Below are 21,877 nucleotides of genomic sequence, written 5' to 3'. Positions count from 1 at the left end.
CCCGCCGCGTCCGCCGCGAGTCCTGTCCCCCCTCCGCCGAGGAGTCTTCCGCCGTGGGCCCTCACCCCGCCGTCGCCGCGATACGCCTGGCCGTTCGCCGTACCCTCGCCGACCTCGCCGCCGAGGCCGGTTCCACCTTCACCGCGCCCGTGCGCGAGCCCAGGGAGCGCCCGGCCGGGGCGCCGCTGGTGGGTGCCGCGGTCGGCACCACCCTGATCGGCAACGCCGCGCGCCACCCCTCCGGGCTGCCCCGCACCCCGGCCGCGCCCGGCTCGCCGCTGGTCCTGGTGGCCGTCAGCGGCGGCGCGGACTCGATGGCGCTGGCCATCGCCGCCGCCTTCGAGGCCCCCAAGATCGGCCTGCGGGTCGGCGCCGTCACCGTCGACCACGGCCTCCAGGCCGGCTCCGCCGAGCGCGCCGACCAGGTGGCCGACCGGCTGCGCACGCTCGGCCTCGACCCGGTGGAGGCGGTCCCGGTGCGGGTCGGCCGCGCCGGGGGCCCGGAGGCCGCCGCCCGGGACGCCCGCTACGCCGCGCTGGACGAGGCCGCCGAGCGCCACGGCGCGATCGCGGTGCTGCTCGGCCACACCCGGGACGACCAGGCCGAGACCGTGCTGCTGGGCCTGGCCCGCGGCTCCGGCGCCCGCTCGCTGGCCGGGATGCCCGCCCAGAAGGGCCGCTACCGCCGCCCGCTGCTGGAGCTGGACCGGGCCGCCACCCGGCAGGCCTGCGCCGCCCAGTCGATCCCGGTCTGGGACGACCCGCACAACTGTGATCCCGCCTACACCCGCTCCCGGGTCCGCCACGAGGTGCTGCCGGTCCTGGAGAAGCACCTGGGCGGCGGAGTGGTCGAGGCGCTGGCCCGCACGGCCCGGCTGTTCCGCGACGACGCCGACGCCCTCGACCAGTGGGCCTCGCTGGCCGAACGCGACCTCCGTACGGGCGACGGCGCCCTGGACGCCGTGAAACTGGCCGAACTGCCGCCCGCGGTGCGCCGCCGGGTGCTGCGCCGGGCCGCGCTGCGGGCGGGCTGTCCGGCCGGGGACCTGTTCGCCCGGCACCTGGAGACGATCGACCTGCTGGTCACCGGATGGCGCGGACAGGGGCCGCTGCACCTACCCGGGGGCGTCGAGGCCACCCGCAGGTGTGGCACGCTGGTCTTTCGGCGGCAGGGCGACTGACGGGCTGGGCATGCCCCGGGGGAAGCCGGCCGCCGGCCACACAGACCCCGAACGTTTGAGGACGTATCCCCGGTGGACCAGAACGACATGGGCGCTGACCTCGCGAAGGTGCTCATCAGCAAGGACGAGATCGACGCCAAGCTCCTGGAGCTGGCCGAGCGCATCGACCGGGACTACGCAGGCAAGGACCTGCTGATCGTCGGCGTCCTCAAGGGGGCCGTGATGGTCATGGCCGACCTCGCCCGGGCCCTGCACTCGCAGGTCACCATGGACTGGATGGCCGTCTCCTCGTACGGTATGGGCACCAAGTCCTCGGGCGTGGTGCGGATCCTGAAGGACCTGGACACCGACATCGCCGGCCGTGACGTCCTGATCGTCGAGGACATCATCGACTCCGGTCTGACGCTGTCCTGGCTGCTGGGCAACCTGGGCTCGCGCGGCCCGGCGTCGCTCGAGGTCTGCACCCTGCTCCGCAAGCCGGACGCGGCGAAGGTCGAGATCGACGTGAAGTACGTCGGGTTCGACATCCCCAACGAGTTCGTGGTCGGCTACGGCCTGGACTACGCCGAGAAGCTGCGCAACCTCCCCTTCATCGGCACCCTCGCCCCGCACGTCTACGGCGGCTGAGGGCCCGTTCGGGCTACGGGCGGGAACAGTAGGCCGTTCCCGCCCGTTGCACCCGGGAGACACAGAACCAAAGCCGTCTCGCCGTGCTCCCGCCATGGGCGGGTCCGACTGCGGTACGGTCCAATAAACCGCTCTTCACATGAGCACCAATCGGATGCGCCGCGGCCCAACAGCCTCCCGGCGCCGTTGAGTGGCAGGAGGGACGGGGCGGCAACGCCCCGCATGGATGGACGTCAAGCGATACTTCCGTGCGCCGATCATGTGGATCGTGCTGGCCGTCCTCGCCGTCATCGTTCTGATGCAGGTCGTTTCGGACTCGAACGGCTACAAGACGGTGGACACCGGTCAGGTCGTCGCGGCGATCGACGCGCACAACGTCAAGTCGGCGCAGATCACCACCGGTGACTCGAACACGATCAAGATCCAGCTGAGGGACGGCGCCACACTGCCCAGCGCCGGTACGGGCAAGACCCCGTCCGGCACCAAGTTCCAGGCCTCGTACATCGGCGACCAGGGTGTCGCCATCGCCGACAAGCTCCAGGCCCAGGTCAACGACAAGGACCAGAGCACGCTCGCCGAGGGCTACACCATCAGCCCGGAGAAGCAGAGCACCTTCGTCAGCCTGCTGCTGTCGATGCTCCCCATCGTGATCATCGTCCTGGTCTTCCTGTTCCTGATGAACCAGATGCAGGGCGGCGGCTCCCGGGTCATGCAGTTCGGCAAGTCCAAGGCCAAGCTGCTCACCAAGGACACCCCGAAGACCACCTTCGCCGACGTCGCCGGCGCGGACGAGGCGGTCGAGGAGCTCCACGAGATCAAGGAGTTCCTCCAGGAGCCGGCCAAGTTCCAGGCCGTCGGCGCCAAGATCCCCAAGGGCGTGCTGCTCTACGGCCCGCCCGGTACCGGCAAGACCCTGCTGGCGCGCGCCGTCGCGGGCGAGGCCGGGGTGCCCTTCTACTCCATCTCCGGCTCGGACTTCGTCGAGATGTTCGTCGGTGTCGGCGCCAGCCGCGTCCGCGACCTCTTCGAGCAGGCCAAGGCGAACGCCCCGGCGATCGTCTTCGTCGACGAGATCGACGCCGTCGGCCGGCACCGCGGCGCGGGCCTCGGCGGCGGCCACGACGAGCGCGAGCAGACCCTCAACCAGCTGCTGGTCGAGATGGACGGCTTCGACGTCAAGGGCGGCGTGATCCTGATCGCCGCGACCAACCGCCCCGACATCCTGGACCCGGCGCTGCTGCGCCCGGGCCGCTTCGACCGCCAGATCGCGGTGGAGCGCCCCGACCTCCAGGGCCGGCTGGACATCCTCAAGGTGCACCAGAAGGGCAAGCCGATCGCGCCCGACGTCGACCTGTCGGCCGTCGCCAAGCGCACCCCCGGCTTCACCGGTGCCGACCTGTCGAACGTCCTCAACGAGGCGGCGCTGCTGACCGCCCGCTCGGACAAGAAGCTGATCGACAACGGCATCCTGGACGAGGCGATCGACCGCGTCGTGGCGGGTCCGCAGAAGCGCACGCGGATCATGTCCGACAAGGAGAAGAAGATCACCGCGTACCACGAGGGCGGCCACGCCCTGGTCGCGGCGGCCTGCCAGTACAGCGACCCGGTGCACAAGATCACCATCCTGTCCCGCGGCCGGGCCCTCGGCTACACCATGGTGCTGCCGGACGAGGACAAGTACTCCACCACCCGCAACGAGATGCTCGACCAGCTCGCCTACATGATGGGCGGGCGCGCGGCGGAGGAGCTGGTCTTCCACGACCCGACCACCGGTGCCTCGAACGACATCGAGAAGGCCACCGCGACGGCCCGGGCCATGGTCACCCAGTACGGCATGACCGAGCGCCTCGGTGCGATCAAGTTCGGCAGCGACAACTCGGAGCCGTTCCTGGGCCGTGAGATGGGCCACCAGCGCGACTACTCGGAAGAGGTCGCCGGGCTGGTCGACGAAGAGGTCAAGAAGCTCATCGACACCGCGCACAACGAGGCCTGGGAGATCCTGGTCGAGAACCGCGACGTGCTCGACAACCTGGTCCTGGAGCTCCTGGAGAAGGAGACCCTGAACAAGGAGCAGATCGCCGAGGTCTTCGCGCCGATCGTCAAGCGCCCGGCCCGGCCGGCCTGGACGGGCTCCGCCCGCCGCACGCCGTCCACCCGGCCGCCGGTGCAGTCCCCCAAGGAGCTGGCGCTCACCAACGGCGCCGCCTCCGGCGAGGGCGCGGCGGTGGACGTCGTGAAGCTCCCGCCGATGCCGGCCGCCGAGCCGCGGACCGAGGGCTGACCCCCGCACTCCGCACCGGGAATGGATGCCGCGTCACCAGGGTTTGTACCCTGGAGGCGCGGCATTCGTGCTGTCCTGCCAGAGTCTTCCGATACATAAGCGAGGCCCGCATGATCGACCCGGTGACGTTCGACGGTCCGCCCGCCGTCGGTACCTTCGACCAGAAGCGGGCCGAGAACGCCATCCGCGAGCTGCTGCTCGCCGTGGGGGAGGACCCGGACCGCGAGGGCCTGCTGGAGACCCCGGCCCGGGTCGCGCGCGCCTACAAGGAGATATTCGCGGGCCTGTGGCAGGAGCCCGAGGATGTCCTCACCACCACCTTCGACCTCGGCCACGACGAGATGGTGCTGGTCAAGGACATCGAGCTGACCTCGGTCTGCGAGCACCACCTGGTGCCGTTCCGCGGCGTGGCCCACGTCGGGTACATCCCGTCCACCAGCGGCAAGATCACCGGGCTGTCCAAGCTCGCCCGGCTGGTCGACGTCTACGCCCGCCGGCCGCAGGTGCAGGAGCGGCTGACCAGCCAGGTGGCCGACGCGCTGATGCGGATCCTGGAGCCGCGCGGGGCCATCGTCGTGGTCGAGTGCGAGCACATGTGCATGTCGATGCGCGGCATCCGCAAGCCCGGCGCCAAGACGATCACCTCCTGCGTGCGCGGCCAGCTGCGCGACCCGGCCACCCGGGCCGAGGCGATGAGCCTCATCATCGGGCGGTAGGCCCGGCAGCCGGCGGCGGCCGGCCCGCGGGAGCGCTCAGAGCACCTCGCGCTCCGCGTGCGGCGGAGCCGGGGTGCCCAGGGCGTTGCGGCGCTCGGGCATCCGCAGCGAGACCATCCGGCGCCAGCCGTAGGCGCGGTCGTACAGGTAGAGCGCGTGCACCCCGAGGGTGACCAGGGCGAGCTGCCAGCGCGGCCAGCGCAGGATCCGGGCCATCCGGGCGGTGACGGCGAGGCCGACGTCCCGGTGGGTGCGGATCTCGCCGCGGGCGCTGGCCTCCAGGGCGTGCCGGACGTACGGTCCGTGGCCCTCGGCGACCAGCCGCAGCAGCTCCTCGTGGCAGTACGCGAGGTGGTTGTCCTCGTCGGCGGAGATCATCCGCATCGCGCGGCCGAGCGCGGGGTTGTCCCCGTACGCCTTGACCAGCTGGCGCATCTGCTCGGCGGCGCGCTGCTCGGTGACCCGGCTGTGCGCGAGGTAGGTGATGATCTCGCGGTCGGTCAGCGGGACGTCGCTGTTCAGCCGCTCGTGCGAGAGGCCGACGCCCTGGCGCTCCAGCAGCATGCAGTAGTCGGCCTCGTCGGGGACGGGCACCCTGGGCAGGCCGCGCCTGTTCAGCAGCTGGGCGAAGATCCGGCCGTGCTTGCGCTCGTCGGCACCGTGCCGGGCGACCTTCGGGGCGAGGACCGGATCGCGGGTGAGCGCGGTGATCCGCTCGTTCTCCCAGCCGCCCTGGTCCTCGCCGCCGGCCGCGATGCTGCAGAACAGCTGGTACGCCTGGTCGTTCCGGTAGATCTCGTCGAAGAGCGAGCGGGTGCTCAGCACGGTGCCTCCTGCGGGGTCCGGGGCGGTGCCCGCCGGGGGCGACGGGCGGTCGCGATACGTTCCCCCCGGGCGCCCGCCGGCCGGGCCGACCGGCGGGTAGTCACCCACCTGTCCTAAGGCGTGTCCGACGATTCGCGCGTCCCGCGGGAATCGTCGGACACGCCTTAGCCGAGGTGCGCGCCCAGCCATTCGAGCGTGGCCGGCATCTCCCTGGTCCAGCTGTCGAAGTTGTGCCCGCCGTCGTCCAGGTAGAGCGAGTCGACCGTGAACCGGGGGTTGGCCGCCGCGGCCCGGGTGGCCTGGTCGACGAACTGGACGGTCTGCGGGTAGTCCCCCTCCGTGCGGGTGGAGACCGCCAGCAGGTTGAGCTCCGGGACCGGCAGGTTCTGCAGCCGCCAGCCGAGGTCGTGCTGCTGGGCCAGCGCCTTGTCGCCGTTGAAGAGGTCGCCGCCGGTGTAGTTGTCCTGGCGCACGGTGAAGTCGCCGTGCAGGCTCGCCGCGTTGCCGTAGACGTCCGGGAAGCGCATCGCCAGGCGCAGCGCGCAGCTGCCGCCGGTGGAGTAGCCGAGGGTGCCCCAGGAACCGGCCGTGCGGCCGACCCGGTAGCTGCTGCGGATGGCCTCGGGGACGTCCTTGACGAACCAGGTCTCGGTGCGCGGCCCGCCGGGGACGTCGACGCACTCGGTGTCCCGGGACGGGTCGACCGCCGGGCGGGCCATCACCAGGACGGTCGGCGGCATCCTGCCGGAGCGCTGCAGTTCGATCGCGGTCTGGGCGAGGGGGATCTCGTGCAGCAGGTTCAGCGTGGTCCCCGGGTAGCCGGCGATGGCGAGCAGGACGGGGAAGCGGACCAGGGCGAGCTTCGGGTCGAAGTACGCGGCGGGCAGGTAGACGAACATCTGGTCGGAGAAGCCCGTCTCCTTGCCGCTGACCCGGACCGACTCGACCCTGCCGACCTCCTCGGGCGGGCCCTTCGGCAGGTTGGTGATGGTCTCCAGGCCGCCCTCGGTGGTGGGCTGGACCAGCGCGTCGGAGACCGGGGTGCCGCCCTTGTGGTTCTCGTTGCTGGTCAGCGCGAGCTTGGCGCCGCCCGGGCTGAGCAGGTCGTCCCAGGAGGTGTAGAACCCGAAGGAGTTGTTCACCGACAGCGCGAGCACGGCCAGGGCGGAGAGTTGAACGACCGTCAGCAGTCCGATCCGGCCGAGCACCGGCAGCGCGCGCTGCGGCGCCAGCCTCGGCCAGATCCACAGGGTCGTGACGACTGCCGCGACGCCGAGTGCGAGCAGCGAGTTCACCAGCGCGTCGCTGGTCAGTTCCATGCCGCCGGCCTTCCGGTGGGACGCTGTCGGTGCAGGCTTCATCGTCTGGCGGTCCGTCAGGCCGGGCCACCGCGGCTAGGCTGTCCGGACGCCCGGGCGGGCTGGAAGGGCGGGGAGAGCCGCAGGCAACCGGCGCCCTAGAATGCGGCGTCCACCGTACGTAACGCGTCCCGGAGGGTCCTGCCGCGCCACGCGGCGGCAGGCCCCCGGCTCCCACCGCCGGCTCAACCCGCAGCGCGACCACGGCCCCGGTTTACCTGCCGTTTCCGGGTCCTTGGTATGCGCATTGCCTGATGAAGGAATAGGCATGAAGGTCCATCACGCGTCCTCCCCCGGAGTGACCGGACACCGCACCGCAGCCTCTACGCTGAGCACCCATGAGCAGTCCCGTGTCCGTTGAGCCGAGCCCCGAGCAGCCGTCGCGCCGTCGCCGCGGCCTGCAGACGCTGCGCACCCAGGCGTCCGCCGTCCCGAGGGCCTGGCTCCCCGGGGCGGTCGGCTACGCCTGTCTGCTGATCGGGCTCGTGGACATCGCCAGCGCGGTGTTCCCCAAGCTCCGGCACACCAAGGTGCACACCTTCGCGGGGCAGCTGCCGGGCGGCACCACCAGCCTGGCGGCGGTCGGCGCGCTGATGGTCGGCATCCTGCTGGTGCCGCTGGCGCACGCGCTGCGCCGGCGCAAGCGGCGGGCCTGGCGGGCGGTCTGCGTGCTGCTGCCGGTCAGCGCCGGACTGCACATCGTGCGCTGGCACCAGATCGGCCCGGCCGTCGTCTCGCTGGTGCTCCTCGCCGTGATGCTGGTCCACCAGCGCGAGTTCTACGCCAAGGCCGACCCGCGCACCCGCTGGCGGGCGGTCGTCAACCTGGTCGTCATGGGCGTCCTCAGTGTGCTGCTCGGCCTGCTGATCGTGAGCACCCGGACCAAGTACGAGATCGGCCACCCGGGCCTGGCCTCGCGCCTGCAGCACGTCGGGTACGGACTGTTCGGCTTCGAGGGCCCGGTCCGGTACAACAACGTCCGGATGTCCGACCTGGTCGCCTACCTGCTCGGCGGGCTCGGCCTGCTGACCGCCTTCACCACCGCGTACCTGGCGCTGCGGCCGGGCAAGCCGAAGCCCGAGCTGACGGCGGAGGACGAGGAGAAGGTCCGCGAGCTGCTCAAGCGGCACGGCGAGCGCGACTCGCTCGGCTACTTCGCGCTGCGCCGCGACAAGAGCGTGCTGTTCTCGCCCACCGGCAAGGCGGCGATCTCCTACCGGGTGGTCTCCGGCGTGATGCTGGCCTCCGGCGACCCGGTCGGCGACGTCGAGGCCTGGCCGGGCGCGATCAAGGTGTTCATGGCCGAGGCCCGCGAGCACGCCTGGGTGCCGGCCGTGATGGGCTGCAGCGAGGTCGGCGGCGAGGTCTGGACCCGCGAGGCGGGCCTGGACGCGCTGGAGCTGGGCGACGAGGCGATCGTCGACACCGCCTCCTTCTCGCTCTCCGGGCGGGCCATGCGCAACGTGCGCCAGATGGTGAAGCGGATCGAGCGCAACGGCTACTCCTGCCAGGTGCGCCGGGTCGCCGAGCTCACCACGGAGGAGAAGCACCGGATCGCCGACGCCGCCGCCCGCTGGCGGGGCACGGACACCGAGCGCGGCTTCTCGATGGCCCTCGGCCGCTTCGGCGACCCGCTGGACGACGACTGCGTGGTGGTCACCGCCCACAAGGCCCCCGAGGAGGGCGAGGAGGGCGACGACCTGAAGGCCGTGCTGCACTTCGTGCCCTGGGGGCCGGACGGCATCTCGCTGGAGCTGATGCGCCGCGACCGCGCCGCCGACCCGGGCCTGAACGAGCTGCTGATCGTCGCCGCGCTCCAGGCGGTGCCCGCGATGGGCGTGCGCCGGGTGTCGCTCAACTTCGCGATGTTCCGCTCGGCGCTGGCCCGCGGCGAGCGGATCGGCGCCGGCCCGGTGCTGCGCGCCTGGCGCGGGCTGCTGGTGTTCCTGTCGCGCTGGTTCCAGATCGAGTCGCTGTACAAGTTCAACGCCAAGTTCCAGCCCGAGTGGGAGCCGCGCTTCCTGGTCTTCCCGAGCACCCGGGACCTGCCGCGGATCGGCTTCGCCGCGATGCAGGCGGAGGCCTTCATCACGCTCGGCATGCCCCGCTTCGGCCGCCGGCGCCAGCGCGAGGGGCTGATGCCGGTCCCGTCGACCCGCGAGGTCACCGAGGCCGCCTGAGGCCCGTCGACGCCCTCCGGGGCGCGCCGGTACGGAACGGGGCCCCCGCCGAGAATCCTCGGCGGGGGCCCCGTTCGATAATGGGAAGCATGAACGATTCGCCGTCCTTCTCCCTGCCGCCCGGCCTGCCGCGGCTGGAGCGTTGCGCCGTGATGGGCGTGGTCAACGTCACGCCCGACTCCTTCTCGGACGGCGGGATGTGGCACGACCCCGCGAAGGCGATCGCGCACGGCCTCGCGCTGCGGGCGCGCGGCGCGGACCTGGTGGACGTCGGCGGCGAGTCCACCCGGCCGGGCTCCCGGCGGGTGCCCGAGGCGGAGGAGCTGCGCCGGGTGATCCCGGTGGTGCGCGAGCTGGCTGACGCCGGGGTGACGGTCTCCGTGGACACCATGCGCGCCTCGGTCGCCGAGCGGGCCGTCGAGGCCGGCGCCGCGATCGTCAACGACGTCTCCGGCGGGCTCGCCGACCCGGCGATGGCCCGGGTGGTCGCCGAGACCGGCGCGCCCTTCGTGGTGATGCACTGGCGCGGGCAGTCCGCCGACATGGACCGGCTGGCCGTCTACGACGACGTGGTGCGGGACGTGGTCGCCGAGCTGGGCGACCGGGTGGCCGCGCTGCTGGCCGCCGGGGTCAAGGAGGACCAGCTGATCCTCGACCCGGGGCTCGGCTTCGCCAAGACCGCCGAGCACAACTGGGCGCTGCTCGGCCGGCTGGACGCGCTCACCGCGCTCGGCCGTCCCGTGCTCGTGGCGGCTTCGCGCAAGCGGTTCCTGGGTACGCTGCTCGCCGACCCGGCAACCGGGGAACTGCGCCCGGCCCGGGAGCGCGACGACGCGACGGCCGCGGTGTCGGTGCTGTCGGCCCGGGCCGGAGCCTGGGCGGTACGGGTGCACGACGTGGCCGGCACGGCGGACGCCGTCCGGGTGGTCGCGGCCTGGCAGCACGCGGCGCGGTTGGGGTGAGGGAGGGTCTGTGACAGGTGACGGCAGGTTGAGCGGCGGTACCGCCGGGCGGGCCCGCGAGGCGGACGTGGAGGCCGTGCTCGCGGCGAACCGGGGGCTCTACGAGGCGCTGGAACGGGGAGACCTGGAAGCGGTCGAGGACGCCTGGCTGGGCGCCGCGGACGCCGACGACAAGGGCGGCGTGGTGTGCGTGCACCCGGGCTGGCCGGTGCTCCGCGGCCGGGCGCAGGTGACCCGTTCGTACATGCTGATCATGATGAACACGGAGTACATCCAGTTCTTCCTGACCGATGTCGAGGCCGAGGTGCACGGTGATGTGGCCCTTGTCACGTGCACCGAGAACATCCTCTCCGGCGGTGAGTCGGAGGAGGAGGGGGAGCTCGGACCACTGGTCGGCGGAAAGGTCGTCTCGACGAATCTGTTCCGTCGTACCCCGGCCGGGTGGAAACTCTGGTCGCATCACGGTTCACCCGTTCTGACCAGCGGGGACGACGACGAGGAGAGCTGATTCCGGCGATCGCGGAAATACCGCGGCGGAGGGGTCGCCCGGAATTTCCGAGTGGTCACCGAACGTTCACGTCAATCGCCGTACTGGTGCGCGTGGCGTCGGTTCGTGCCGGGTAGGACGGTCAGGCGTTGTCCGTGCTCGCGGGTAGATTCGAAACGGAGTGGCGGGCGTGCTGCCCGCCTTCGCCCTGCCCGTCCATGCCTTTGCCCGGGTGGGGCCCGTCCGACTGGGAGCAGTGATTCGTTTGCTGGACCGCGTCACCCTGCGGGGGCTGCGAGCCCGGGGCCACCACGGCGTCTTCGAGCGCGAGCGCGCCGAGGGGCAGACCTTCGTGGTCGACCTCGTGCTGTACCTGGACACCCGCCCCGCCGCGGCCGGAGACGACCTCACCCGCACCGCGCACTACGGCCTGGTGGCGGAGGAGGTCACCGCGATCATCGCCGGCGAGCCGGTCAACCTGATCGAGACGCTGGCCCAGCGCATCGCCGACCAGTGCCTCAAGCACGAAGCGGTCGAGGAGGTCGAGGTCACCGTGCACAAGCCGGACGCCCCGATCACCGTGCCGTTCGACGACGTGACCGTGACCATCCACCGGGGCCGCGCATGACCCCCACCGCGCGCCGCTCGGTATCCGATGCAGAGGACGTTATTCGATGATCACCAGCGACCCGACGGCCACGCCGAACGCGTTCGACCTGGAGAGCCGGGTGGACTCGGCCGACACCACACTGCACAGCCAGCGCTGTGCGGTGATCGCGCTCGGCAGCAACCTGGGCAACCGGCTGGAGACCCTCCAGGGCGCCGTCGACGCGCTCGCCGACACCCCGGGGCTGCGGATCAAGGCCGTCTCCGCGGTGTACGAGACCGAGGCCGTCGGCGGCCCCGAGGAGCAGCCGAACTACTACAACGCGGTCGTGCTGCTGCGCACCTCGCTGCCCCCGCGGGACCTGCTGGAGCGCGGCAACGCCATCGAGGACGCCTTCGGGCGGGTGCGGACCGTCCACTGGGGCCCTCGCACCCTGGACGTCGACATCCTGGCCTACGAGGGCGTGCTGAGCGACGACCCGCAGCTGCTGCTGCCGCACCCGCGCTCGCACGAGCGGGCCTTCGTGCTCGCCCCCTGGCTGGACGCCGAGCCGGAGGCCGAGCTGCCCGGACACGGGCGGGTGGACGCGCTGCTGACCGCGCTGGGCGGCCCGGACGCGCAGGGCGTGAAGCGCCGCGAGGACATCCGGCTGACGCTGCCCGAGTAGCCCCCGGGGCGGGCCCCGGAGGACGGTGACCGGGGCCGTCGGCCGGGGAACTCGGCCGGGGGCCCGCCCGTACGAGTAGGTGTCCGCCGTTCGCGCGGGTGTCCGCCCGGCCGGGCCCGGTACGGTGGCCTGGCGTCGCCGCGCCGGGCCACCGGGCGGCCGGCCGGTTCTGGAACCCGGGAAGGACCTCCTCCGAGTGAAGCTGCTTCGCCTCCGTCTGTTGATCGGCATCACCGCCGCCACGACGGCGCTGTCCTGGGCCGGCTCCAAGCTGTGGGCCTCCGTGGACACGCTGCCGGCCGTTCCGGCCGCGGCGCCGGTGGTGCTGGCGGCGGTGGCGGTGATCCTGCTGGCGACCGCGCTGTCGCTGCGGGCCCGGCTGAAGGCGGTGCGCGAGCGGCAGCCCGGGGCGAAGGGCGTCGATCCGCTGCTGGCGGCCCGGGCCGTGGTGCTGGGGCAGGCCAGCGCGCTGGTCTCGTCGGTGGTCACCGGCGTCTACGCGGGGGCCGGGATCTACCTGCTGGGCGAGCTGGACGTGTCGGCCCGCAAGGACCAGGCCGTGACGGCCGGCCTCGCGGTGCTGGCGGGGGCCGCGGTGATCGCGGCGGCGCTCTGGATCCAGCACGTGTGCAAGCTGCCGGAGAACCACGACGACCCGGGCGGTCAGGCGGCCTCGCACCGCTGAGGCGCCGGTGCGCAGCCTCAGCGGCGCCGGTGGGCCGTCGCTGAGCAGGGGTGCCTTCGTGATCTTGCGTGAGGGCCCGGGCACGTGCGGTGGAAACCGCACCCTGTCAAGGGCTGAAGGGGACCCTGGGCTGACACGGCCCCAATTCGCACGCTAGTTTCTTGGACATGTCTCGCGGACGCCACCGTCATTCCTCCGTCCTCGGCCGGGTCTTCCCCCCCACCGCCGCCGGCGTACTGCTGGTCGCCGCACTGGCCGCGCTGCTCTTCAGTCAGGACACCGTCCTGGTGCGCTCGGTGGGCGCCGCGGCGGTGATCGCGACGCTCGGCTTCGCGCTGCTGCTGCGCCAGCGGGACAAGGCGGCCCGGGCGGCCGCCGAGATGTCCGCGGCGCAGCGGCTGCGCGCCGAGGAGCGGTTCGAGGAGCAGCTGGCCGAGGCCGAGTACGCGGCGGAGGTCGCCGAGGAGCGGGCCACCCGCTTCGGGCGGCGGCTGACGGCGGAGAAGTCGCGGCTGGCGAAGGCCGAGACCGAGATCGCCCGGCTGCTGCGCGAGCGGGCCGTGACGGTGGCCGAGCAGGCGCTCAAGGAGGCCGAGGCGGCCCAGCGGGCGCTCGCCGCGAGCCGTCCGAAGCACCCGGCCAGCCCGGCCGCGTACGTGCGGGCGGCGGCCGTTCTGCGGCAGCTGGAGCGCCGCGCGGCGGAGCAGGAGGAGCAGCGGGCGCGTACGGCGGGCGCGGAGGTCGCCCTGCGGGCGCGCACCGCGCCGGTGGCCGCCTCGGTGCCCGCTCCGGCACCGGCGCCGGTGGCCGTGCCGGCCCCGGTGGCGCCCTCGGTGCCCACCCCCGGGCAGGCTCCGGAGGCCCAGTCGCCGGTGCGGCCCGCGCCGGTGCGCCCGGCGCTGACCGCGACGGTCGGTCAGCTCGGCGGGACGCCGGCGGCGCCCGCCGCGGCGCCCGCGTCGGGGGAGCGGCAGCGGCCGCGTCCGGCGCAGTCCGGGCAGGCGCGCGGGCAGGGCTTCAGCTTCTTCGGCCGCGGCTCGGGTGCCGCGGTGCGCCCGGCGGCCCCGGCGCCGGCGGTGGGCAGCGTCGCCGAACTGGGGGAGCGCGCCGACCTGGCGGACGTGGTGGGCGACGAGGCGGTGGCCGCGAGGGCCGAGGCCGAGGCCCGGACGGCGGAGCCGGCCGAGCGGGTGGAGCAGGGCGCGCCGACCGTGGTGGACCTGACGCCGGAGGACGAGACCGAGCTGATCCAGCTGCCGGAGCTGCGCGCCTCGCGTTGAGCCCGCGGGCACGGGCCCGGAAACGAACGAACCGCGGCGCGGGAAGTCGGACGGACCGGCTTCCCGCGCCGCGGTGTTCTCCGCGGGTGCGTCAGATCTGGACGCCGAAGTCCTGGGCGATGCCGGCCAGGCCGGAGGCGTAGCCCTGGCCGACGGCGCGGAACTTCCACTCCGCGCCGTTGCGGTAGAGCTCGCCGAAGATCATCGCGGTCTCGGTGGCGGCGTCCTCGGAGAGGTCGTAGCGGGCGATCTCGGTGCCGCCGGCCGCGTTCACCACGCGGATGTAGGCGTTGCGGACCTGGCCGAAGTTCTGGCCGCGGGCGACGCCGTCGTAGATGGTGACGGGGAAGGTGATCTTGACGGCGTCGGCCGGCAGGCCCGCCAGGTTGACGTTGATCGCCTCGTCGTCGCCGGCGCCCTCGCCGGTGCGGTTGTCACCGGTGTGCACGACGGTGCTGTCGGGCGTGCTGGTGTTGTTGAAGAAGACGAAGTGGGCGTTGGACAGCACCTTGCCGTCCGCGTTCAGGACGATCGCGCTGGCGTCGAGGTCGAACTCGGCGCCGGTCGTGGTGCGGACGTCCCAACCCAGGCCGACGGTGACCGCGGACAGGCCGGGGGCCTCCTTGGTCAGCGAGACGTTGCCACCCTTGGAGAGGCTCACTGGCATGACGTTTGCAGTCCCTTCGTTCGTTTCATGCGCTTTTTCCCGGGACAACGCGATACTCCGGCGGCTTGGTTCCGCAGGGGCCGTGAATTTCTTCGTGGGTGCCGATCGGAGGGCAAAGCCCGGGCAAAGCAGGTGTCAGATCCGTCGGAACCGGCCCTGCAGCGTCCAGATGTTCGGATTGTCGGCCAGGTCGGGGTGCATGTCGAAGAGGTCGGCCAGCGTGTCCTGGAGGAAGTCCCGGGCCTCGCGCCGCAGTTCGCCGTGCCGCACCACCACCGGAGGCTCGTCCGGCAGCCAGGTCGCGGTGACCTCGACCCAGTTGAAGCGGCGGGCGAAGCGCATCAGCTCGGTGTTCTGGGTGAAGTCGAGGTCGGCGGTCTGCACCCGGGCGGCCCGGCCGCCGTCCGGGTCGCGGTCCAGGAGCTCGGCGATGTCGCACAGCGCCCAGGCGAAGTCGAGCACCGGCACCCAGCCCCAGGCGGTGGACAGCTCCGCGCCCTCGCCGTCCAGGTAGACGTCGCCGCAGAACAGGTCGTACCGCAGGGCGTGCACGGACGCGGTGCGGTAGTCCGTCTGCGGGGGGTCGGGGAAGCGGTTGGAGAGGGAGTAGCCGAGCTCGATCACGTACGCCATTGTCGGGGCTCGGGGCGCGTGAGGGGTAACCGGAGGGGACGGCGCCGGGAGCGGGCGATTAACCGCGTGACCGGGCGGGCCGGGCACGGGATGATGGACGCATGTCCGAGCCCATCCGCGTACGGGGGTCGGTGGTCGTCCCCGACGCCGAGCTCGTCTGGCGCTTCTCGCGTTCCTCCGGCCCCGGCGGCCAGCACGTCAACACCTCCGACTCCAAGGCCGAGCTGCGCTTCGACCTGGCCTCGACCAGGGCGCTGCCCGAGGTGTGGCGCGAGCGCGCGCTGGAGCGGCTGGCCGGTCGGCTGGTGGACGGCCGGGTGCTGGTGGTCCAGGCCTCGGAGTTCCGCTCGCAGTGGCGCAACCGGGAGGCGGCCGCGGCCCGGCTGTCGGCGATCCTGACCGAGGCGTGCGCACCGCCGCCGAAGTCCCGTCGGGCGACCAGGCCGAGCCGGGGGATGGTCGAGCGGCGGCTGTACAACAAGCGGCACCGCTCCGAGCTAAAGCAGGGCCGCCGGTCGCCGCGCGGCGGCGAGTAGTCGCCCCGGCCTAGCCGAGGGTGCGGTAGCCGCCGCGGAAGTAGAGCAGCGGGCGGCCGCCGGGGTCGGGCACCACGGCCTCCAGGACGCGGCCGAGCAGCAGGGTGTGGTCACCGGCGGGTATCCGCTGCTCGGTGCGGCACTCGACGGTGGCCAGCGCGCCGTCGATCAGCGGGGCGTCGGTGCGCGGGCCGCGGTGGTGCGGGGTGTCCGCGAACAGCAGCCGGTCGCTGAGCCGGCCCTTCATGGCGAACCGGGAGCCGAGCGTCTTCTGCCCCTCGGCCAGCACCGAGACCGCCCAGGTGTCCACCCGGGAGAGGACCTCCTCCATCCGGGAGTCCTCGCGGACCGAGATGAGCACCAGCGGCGGCTCCAGCGACACCGAGAGGAAGGACGTGGCCGTCATGCCGACGTCCTCGCCGTCCTCCGGGTCGTGGACGGTCACCAGGCTCACGCCGGCGGCGAGCTGGGAGAGGGCAGCCCGGAACTCGTCGGGCGTGGCGTGGGAGGCAGCTTCGGGCTGCGGCGACGGGTACACGTACCGCACGGTAGTCGTCACCCGGGGGAAACGGCATCGGGCCTTGGTCGTAGGACCGGCGGGGCGGCCGAAGGGTTGCGCCCGGTGGCCGAACTCACCCTCAGGAGTGAAGCGACCGGACTGGGGGGCCCAGTCGGCTTCAGCCCGGGGCCGATGCGGTCGACCACCAGGAATGTACCGATAGCTCTTTATGTCCCGCTATGGGGCAGATGAACTGATGAAGGGCGCATTGGTGTCGTGTGATTTAAGTCACAAGTGATGACCTATTGCTGACCGAGCGTGCCGAGCGCTGTGCTCCCTGTGATTCAGTTCTTCTGGCAATCGGACGATAACCAATCAAGAACTATCCGAAGCAGCCGGGGAGCCCCCGCATGGAAGCCGAGTCGGAGCCGTACGTCCGTCTCGCGACCCTCCGCACCTTGCACCGGGTCGTGGCGGACCTCAACGCTGCCCGCAGCCTCGCTGGCACGCTCCAGGCCGTTGTCGAAGGCGCGGTGCACGGGCTCGGCTTCGACGCCGCCGCGGTCAGCCTGGTCAGGCCGGACGGCGACCTCGTGGTGGCGGCCGTCTGGGAGCTGGAGGAGAGCCCGATGGGCGGCCCCTCCGTGCTGCTCGGCCAGGTCGGCTCCCGGGAGTCCTGGGACCGGCTGCTCGGCGTCAGCGACCACTGGGGCACCCTGCGCTTCCTGCCGTACGACCGCGGCTGGGCCGTCGCCAGCGACATCCCGCGCTGGATCGGGGACGGACCGCTGCCGGTGTACGCCAACGACTGGCACCCCGCCGACGGGCTGCTCGCCCCGATGTACAGCGCCGGCGGCGACCTCCTGGGCGTCCTCTCGGTGGACCGCCCGCGCAGCGGCAAGCGGCCCGGCGCCTGGACCCGCGAGGCGCTGGAGATGTTCTCGCTGCAGGCCTCCATCGCGATCGGCAACGCCCGGCTCCGGGCCGAGATGCAGCGCGCGCTGGCCCGGCTGGAGAAGGAGCAGCAGGCGCTGCGGGCCAGCGAGGAGAGCTTCCGCCAGGCCTTCGAGTACGCGCCCAGCGGGATGGCGATCACCGAGCTGCACGGCGTCGGGCGCGGCCAGCTGACCAGGGTCAACGACGCGCTCTGCCGGCTGCTCGGCCGGCCCCGGGCGGTGCTGCGCCAGCAGAGCTTCGCCGACCTCGTGCACCCGGAGGACCGGGCGCTGCTGGAGCGCACCAGCGCCGAGAGCGGCCGTGCGGAACTGCGGCTGTCCCGGCGGGACGGCGGCTACCAGTGGGTCTGCCTGCGCAACTCGATCGTCGCGGACGCGGCCGAGGGCCCGAGCTTCCTGCTCACCCACGTCGAGGACATCGAGGACCGCAAGCGGCACGAGTTCCAGCTCGCCCACCGGGCCAGCCACGACGCGCTCACCGGGCTGCCGAACGGCGCCGAGCTCAAGGCCCGGCTGGCCCGCCGGCTCTGCGCCCAGCCGCAGCCGGTCGGCGCCACCGCCGGCCAGGTCGAGCCGGCCCACCCGCAGCCGTACGGCTACCCGGCCGACTCCTACGGCGCCCACGCGGCGCCCGAGGGACTGGACGGCGCGGACCCGTACGCCGGGCCGGTGCACGGCTACGGCCTGCCCGAGGGCCTGCCGGGCGGGCTCGGCCCGGGCTACGGGGAGCACGTGCACGCGGTGGTCCCGGCCGAGTACGGGCCCGGCGGCGACGCCTGGTCGGCGCCGTTCCGCTCCGGCGGCGCGGCGGTGGACAAGGGGCTCGCGGTGCTCTTCTGCGACCTGGACGGCTTCAAGTCGATCAACGACCGGTTCGGCCACAACGCGGGCGACGCGGTGCTGGTCGAGGTCGCCCGGCGGCTGAGCCAGGCCGTCCGGGACGGCGACACGGTGGCCCGGCTCGGCGGTGACGAGTTCGTGGTGCTGGCCGACGGGATCGGCCGCGAGGAGGCCAAGGACCTCGCCCACCGGCTGCGCGGCGCGATCATCCCGCCGATGCGGATCGACGGACGGGCGATGCGGGTGGGGGTGAGCCTCGGCGTCGGCTGGGCCGGCTGCGGGATGAGCATCGAGGAGGTGCTGCAGACCGCGGACGAACGGATGTACGACGAGAAGCGCGCCCGGGGCGGGGCGGTGCGCGGGGCGCGCGGCGAGCGTTCGCACCGGCGCGCGGGCTGAGCGGCCCGGGGCGGACCGGCGCGGGCGGACGGCGGGGCGCCGGGGCGCGGGACGGCCCTGGTCGGCCCCGGTTACCCGCGAGTTGTCAAGGGTTCTTTTCCCGCTGTCAGGTACGGCAGGTAGGGTTCCCGGTACGACAGCGTCCATGATCCGCGCCGCCCGCAGCAGGTGGCGCACCGGATGGGGGAGCAGACCACCGTGACGACCGCCGGCAGCAACGGAGTGCCCGAGGGCCAGGGGGGCGGTGCCCCGCAGGACGACGACCCGTTCGGCTACCTCTACCGCCCGGCCGACGGCTCCACCGGGCAGCCGGCCGAGCCGCAGCAGGGGGTCCCCCGCACGCCGTACAGCCGCCCGATGGAGGTCGGGCGCGCCCAGTACGGCTATCCGCAGCGGGCACCGCAGCAGCCGTACGGCCAGCAGGGCATGCCGCCGCAGGGGTACCAGGGCGGCCAGCCGCAGGCCCCGTACGGCGGGCAGCCCGGCGTGCCGCCGCAGGCCGAGTACGGGGCCGCGCCCACCCAGCAGGCCCGCTACGCGGAGCGCTCCCGGCCGCAGCCGGGGGAGGAGCCCCGCAGCAGCGGCCGGAGCAAGGGCGCGGTGATCGGCGCGGTCGCCGTGGTCGCGGCGATAGCGATCGGCGCGGGCATAGCGCTCTCCACCGGGGACCCGGACGACAAGAACGCCAAGGGCGGCACCGCGACCACCGCCCCGCCGGCCCCCAACTCCCCGGTTCCGACGGCCTCGGCCGCGAGCACCGGCCCGTCGGCGACCGCCACCCCGATCTCCGGTCCGTCGACCGTGGACGCGGGCCAGCTCCAGGCGCAGAACGCGCCCTCCGGCAACAGCGTCAAGGGCGCCAAGTCGGCCGACGGCAGCTACCTGACGCTCCAGCCGGGCGGCTCGGTGACCTGGACCGGTGACGTCGCCGCCGCCGGGACGTACAAGCTGACCCTGCACTACAACTACTCGGGCGCCGAGTTCAAGGGCGCGGCCGTGGTGAACGGCAAGGACTGGCCGAGCGGGGTGACGTACAAGGTCTACGGGGCGCCGCCCAAGGACCAGACGGCCGCCTGGTTCTCGACCTGGATACTCCCGCAGTTCCAGGCCGGGTCGAACTCGGTGACCTTCACGGTGCCCTCCGGGCCGGTCCTGATCGACCAGGTCACCGTCGAGCCGAACAGCTGATCCGGCCCGCCCCCCGACGCACCACGGCCGCCCGTCCCCGCAGGGGGATGGCGGCCGTCGGCGTCGCTCAGGCGGACTTGACGGTGGGGAACCTCTCGCCGCCGAGGACCCAGCGGCCGCGGCGCATCACCGCGACCAGGTCGTAGCCGTCGGAGTCGACCACGACCAGGTCGGCGAGCTTGCCGGTCTCCAGCGAGCCGATCGAGTCGCTCAGGCCGAGCAGCCGGGCCGGGGTGGCGGACAGCGACTCGACGGTCTGGTTCAGGCTCAGCCCGTTGACGGTGACCGACCGCTTGAACGCCACGTCCAGGGTGAGGGTGGAGCCGGCGATCGCGCCGCCCTCGACCAGCCGGGCCACCCCGGACCTGACCTCGACCTGGAGCGGGCCGAGCGGGTAGAGGCCGTCGCCCATGCCGGCCGCGCCCATCGCGTCGGTGATCAGGGCGACCCGGTTCGCGCCGGCGGTGCCGTAGGCGAGGTCCAGCACCGAGGGGTGCAGGTGCACGCCGTCGTTGATCAGCTCGACGGTGACCCGCTCGTCCTCCAGCAGCGCCACGATCGGGCCGGGGGCGCGGTGGGCGATGCCGGGCATGGCGTTGAACAGGTGGGTGGCGACGGTGGCGCCGGCCTCGATCGCCTCCAGGGTGGTGGCGTAGTCGGAGTCGGTGTGGCCGACGGCGGCGATCACGCCGAGGTCGGCGAGCATCCGCACCGAGTCCAGGCCGCCGGGCAGCTCGGGGGCCAGGGTGACCATCCTGGCGTGGCCGCGGGCGGCGTCGACCAGCTTGCGCACCAGCGCCGGGTCGGGCTCGCGCAGCAGGTCGGGACGGTGGGCGCCGCAGCGGCCCGGCGAGATGAACGGGCCCTCGAAGTGGATGCCGGCCAGGACGCCGTCCTCGACGAGTTCGGAGAGGACGTGCGCCTGGCGGGCGACCTCGTCGATCTCGCCGGTGACGGTGGAGGCCACCGTGGTGGTGGTGCCGTGCTCCAGGTGGGTGCGGGCGGCCAGCAGCGCCTCCTCGGCGATGCCGGAGGCGTAGGAGGCGCCGCCGCCGCCGTGGACGTGCAGGTCGACGAAGCCGGGAACGACGGTGTACCCGGTCAGGTCGAGGTCGCCGGGCTCGGTGTCGCCGCCGAGACCGGCGATGCGCTCGCCCTCGACGGTCAGGCGGTCGCCCTCGACGACGCCGCCGGGCAGGACCAGTCGGGCACCGGCCAGGGCAGTACGGTCACGGTCCGCGGTGGTCACGCGGTCACCTCCATGGAGAGCAGATCCCAGGCGAGCAGGCCCGCGCCCAGGGACGCGGCGGTGTCTTTGAGCATGGCGGGTACGACCTTCGGGGGCATCTGGAAGGTCAGGCGCTCGGTGACCGCCGCGCGCAGCGGCGTGAAGAGCGTGTCGCCGGCCTCGGCCAGCCCGCCGCCGACGATCACCGTGGACGGGTCGAGCAGGCTCTGGGCCAGGACGATGCCGTCCGCCAGGGCGTCGACGGCCCGCTGCCAGACCGCGAGGGCGCGGTCGTCCCCGGCGTCCACCGCGGCGGCGCAGGATGCCGCGTCGGCGTCGGGGTCGCCACTGGCCTCGGCCCAGGCTCGGGAGACGGCGGAGGCGGAGGCCAGCGTCTCCAGGCAGCCGCGGGCGCCGCAGCCGCACCGTGGCCCGCCGGGGCGGACCACGACGTGGCCGATCTCCCCGCCGTAGCCGTGCGCGCCGGCCTCGATCCGGCCCTCGATGCCGATGGCGCCGGCGATGCCGGTGCCGAGGGCGACGAACAGGAAGCGGTCGACGCCGCGGCCGGCTCCGAGCCGGCCCTCGGCCAGGCCGCCGGAGCGCACGTCGTGGCCGAGGGCCACCGGCATCGCGCCGCCGTCCGGTGCGGCCAGGCGCTCGCCGAGGAGCTTGCGCAGCGGGAGGTCCCGCCAGCCGAGGTTGGCGGAGAAGACCGCGACGCCGTTCCTCTCGTCGATCGTTCCCGGGACGGCGACACCGGCCGCGAGCGGGGCGGCGCCGAAACGGCTGCGGCCCTCGCCCGCCAGGTCGGTGGCGAAGTCGAGGATGGCGGCGACGACGGCGTCCGTGCCGTGCTCCCGCCCGGTCGGTCGGCGTGCCTCGAACAGCACGGAGCCGTCCTGGGCGAGCAGCGCGGCCTTCATGCCGGTGCCGCCTACATCGAGTGCGATGACGTGCTTCACGGAGGACAGTTTCCCTTGGGCGGGTCGAAGAGGTCTAGTCCAGTTGTCGGATTGGTCTGGTCCATACTGGGTGAGCTTTGTCGCAGCTGCGCCGGTGTGCGGGCCTTTGC

21 protein-coding genes are annotated in these 21,877 nt (G+C 73.1%); 14 read left to right on the top strand and 7 right to left on the bottom strand.

The features are described from left to right. Positions 1 to 53: 53 nt before the first annotated feature. The 4 genes from tilS (at position 54) to folE (ending at position 4,805) form a co-directional block, all read left to right on the top strand. A complete protein-coding gene (gene tilS, locus ACIQI7_RS31700; RefSeq protein WP_387760493.1) occupies positions 54 to 1,181 on the top strand; it encodes a tRNA lysidine(34) synthetase TilS in 1,128 nt (375 codons plus the stop codon). 72 nt (positions 1,182 to 1,253) lie between these two features. Then, on the top strand, positions 1,254 to 1,808 hold the full coding sequence (gene hpt / locus ACIQI7_RS31695) for a hypoxanthine phosphoribosyltransferase (RefSeq protein ID WP_030059589.1): 555 nt from the start codon (positions 1,254 to 1,256) through the stop codon (positions 1,806 to 1,808). Between the two features lie 226 nt (positions 1,809 to 2,034). Next, positions 2,035 to 4,089 carry an ATP-dependent zinc metalloprotease FtsH gene (gene ftsH, locus ACIQI7_RS31690; RefSeq protein ID WP_387760494.1) on the top strand — a complete coding sequence of 685 codons (2,055 nt, stop codon included), beginning with the start codon at positions 2,035 to 2,037 and terminating at the stop codon, positions 4,087 to 4,089. 110 nt (positions 4,090 to 4,199) lie between these two features. Next, entirely contained in the window at positions 4,200 to 4,805 is a 606-nt protein-coding gene (gene folE / locus ACIQI7_RS31685) for a GTP cyclohydrolase I FolE (protein WP_049654054.1), read from the top strand. Between the two features lie 36 nt (positions 4,806 to 4,841). Here the strand turns inward: folE and ACIQI7_RS31680 are convergent, their stop codons facing one another. Both ACIQI7_RS31680 and ACIQI7_RS31675 read right to left on the bottom strand, forming a co-directional pair. Further along, a complete protein-coding gene (locus tag ACIQI7_RS31680) occupies positions 4,842 to 5,630 on the bottom strand; it encodes a ferritin-like domain-containing protein (RefSeq protein ID WP_401116749.1) in 789 nt (262 codons plus the stop codon). A 164-nt stretch (positions 5,631 to 5,794) separates the two neighbouring features. Further along, positions 5,795 to 6,949, bottom strand: a complete 1,155-nt coding sequence (locus ACIQI7_RS31675; protein ID WP_401116747.1) for an alpha/beta hydrolase — start codon at positions 6,947 to 6,949, stop codon at positions 5,795 to 5,797. Between the two features lie 377 nt (positions 6,950 to 7,326). Between ACIQI7_RS31675 and ACIQI7_RS31670 the strand changes: the two genes are divergently transcribed. The 7 genes from ACIQI7_RS31670 to ACIQI7_RS31640 all read left to right on the top strand — a co-directional run bounded on the left by ACIQI7_RS31670 (position 7,327) and on the right by ACIQI7_RS31640 (position 13,856). After that, a complete protein-coding gene (locus ACIQI7_RS31670) occupies positions 7,327 to 9,168 on the top strand; it encodes a phosphatidylglycerol lysyltransferase domain-containing protein (RefSeq protein ID WP_401116745.1) in 1,842 nt (613 codons plus the stop codon). Positions 9,169 to 9,248: 80 nt separating this feature from the next. Then, positions 9,249 to 10,130 carry a dihydropteroate synthase gene (gene folP, locus ACIQI7_RS31665; RefSeq protein ID WP_401116743.1) on the top strand — a complete coding sequence of 294 codons (882 nt, stop codon included), beginning with the start codon at positions 9,249 to 9,251 and terminating at the stop codon, positions 10,128 to 10,130. Positions 10,131 to 10,158: 28 nt separating this feature from the next. Next, positions 10,159 to 10,638, top strand: coding sequence for a nuclear transport factor 2 family protein (locus ACIQI7_RS31660; RefSeq protein ID WP_392922744.1), 480 nt, complete (start codon positions 10,159 to 10,161; stop codon positions 10,636 to 10,638). A 247-nt stretch (positions 10,639 to 10,885) separates the two neighbouring features. Next, on the top strand, positions 10,886 to 11,245 hold the full coding sequence (gene folB / locus ACIQI7_RS31655; RefSeq protein ID WP_401116832.1) for a dihydroneopterin aldolase: 360 nt from the start codon (positions 10,886 to 10,888) through the stop codon (positions 11,243 to 11,245). A 46-nt stretch (positions 11,246 to 11,291) separates the two neighbouring features. Continuing rightward, positions 11,292 to 11,891, top strand: coding sequence for a 2-amino-4-hydroxy-6-hydroxymethyldihydropteridine diphosphokinase (gene folK / locus ACIQI7_RS31650; RefSeq protein WP_401116740.1), 600 nt, complete (start codon positions 11,292 to 11,294; stop codon positions 11,889 to 11,891). 196 nt (positions 11,892 to 12,087) lie between these two features. After that, the gene (locus tag ACIQI7_RS31645) at positions 12,088 to 12,576 is read left to right on the top strand and encodes a DUF3180 domain-containing protein (protein ID WP_401116738.1); all 489 of its coding nucleotides are present in this window, start codon (positions 12,088 to 12,090) and stop codon (positions 12,574 to 12,576) included. A gap of 167 nt (positions 12,577 to 12,743) precedes the next feature. Further along, positions 12,744 to 13,856: a hypothetical protein gene (locus tag ACIQI7_RS31640; protein WP_401116736.1), complete on the top strand. Its 1,113-nt coding sequence runs from the start codon at positions 12,744 to 12,746 to the stop codon at positions 13,854 to 13,856. 91 nt (positions 13,857 to 13,947) lie between these two features. On the opposite strand, the gene ACIQI7_RS31635 is transcribed toward ACIQI7_RS31640, so the two are convergent. Together ACIQI7_RS31635 and ACIQI7_RS31630 are read right to left on the bottom strand one after the other, a co-directional pair. Beyond that, a complete protein-coding gene (locus tag ACIQI7_RS31635; protein WP_401116734.1) occupies positions 13,948 to 14,523 on the bottom strand; it encodes a TerD family protein in 576 nt (191 codons plus the stop codon). A gap of 135 nt (positions 14,524 to 14,658) precedes the next feature. Continuing rightward, positions 14,659 to 15,156: a hypothetical protein gene (locus ACIQI7_RS31630; RefSeq protein WP_401116732.1), complete on the bottom strand. Its 498-nt coding sequence runs from the start codon at positions 15,154 to 15,156 to the stop codon at positions 14,659 to 14,661. A 101-nt stretch (positions 15,157 to 15,257) separates the two neighbouring features. Between ACIQI7_RS31630 and arfB the strand changes: the two genes are divergently transcribed. Further along, the gene (gene arfB, locus ACIQI7_RS31625; protein ID WP_387760506.1) at positions 15,258 to 15,692 is read left to right on the top strand and encodes an alternative ribosome rescue aminoacyl-tRNA hydrolase ArfB; all 435 of its coding nucleotides are present in this window, start codon (positions 15,258 to 15,260) and stop codon (positions 15,690 to 15,692) included. A 10-nt stretch (positions 15,693 to 15,702) separates the two neighbouring features. Here arfB and ACIQI7_RS31620 read toward each other — a convergent pair whose 3' ends face one another. Further along, entirely contained in the window at positions 15,703 to 16,230 is a 528-nt protein-coding gene (locus ACIQI7_RS31620) for a flavin reductase family protein (protein WP_401116729.1), read from the bottom strand. 371 nt (positions 16,231 to 16,601) lie between these two features. Between ACIQI7_RS31620 and ACIQI7_RS31615 the strand changes: the two genes are divergently transcribed. Beyond that, on the top strand, positions 16,602 to 18,386 hold the full coding sequence (locus tag ACIQI7_RS31615) for a diguanylate cyclase domain-containing protein (protein WP_401116727.1): 1,785 nt from the start codon (positions 16,602 to 16,604) through the stop codon (positions 18,384 to 18,386). 180 nt (positions 18,387 to 18,566) lie between these two features. Continuing rightward, positions 18,567 to 19,574: a hypothetical protein gene (locus ACIQI7_RS31610; protein WP_401116725.1), complete on the top strand. Its 1,008-nt coding sequence runs from the start codon at positions 18,567 to 18,569 to the stop codon at positions 19,572 to 19,574. Positions 19,575 to 19,641: 67 nt separating this feature from the next. Here the strand turns inward: ACIQI7_RS31610 and nagA are convergent, their stop codons facing one another. Next, positions 19,642 to 20,823 carry an N-acetylglucosamine-6-phosphate deacetylase gene (gene nagA / locus ACIQI7_RS31605; protein ID WP_401116723.1) on the bottom strand — a complete coding sequence of 394 codons (1,182 nt, stop codon included), beginning with the start codon at positions 20,821 to 20,823 and terminating at the stop codon, positions 19,642 to 19,644. Next, positions 20,820 to 21,767: an ROK family protein gene (locus ACIQI7_RS31600; protein ID WP_387760511.1), complete on the bottom strand. Its 948-nt coding sequence runs from the start codon at positions 21,765 to 21,767 to the stop codon at positions 20,820 to 20,822. Before ACIQI7_RS31600 ends, nagA begins: the two co-directional genes overlap by 4 nt. Positions 21,768 to 21,877 lie beyond the last annotated feature (110 nt).

The sequence above is a fragment of the Kitasatospora sp. NPDC092039 genome, from assembly GCF_044756065.1.
In the GTDB taxonomy this organism is placed as follows: domain Bacteria; phylum Actinomycetota; class Actinomycetes; order Streptomycetales; family Streptomycetaceae; genus Kitasatospora.
This window is presented reverse-complemented; position numbering and strand designations above follow the sequence as displayed.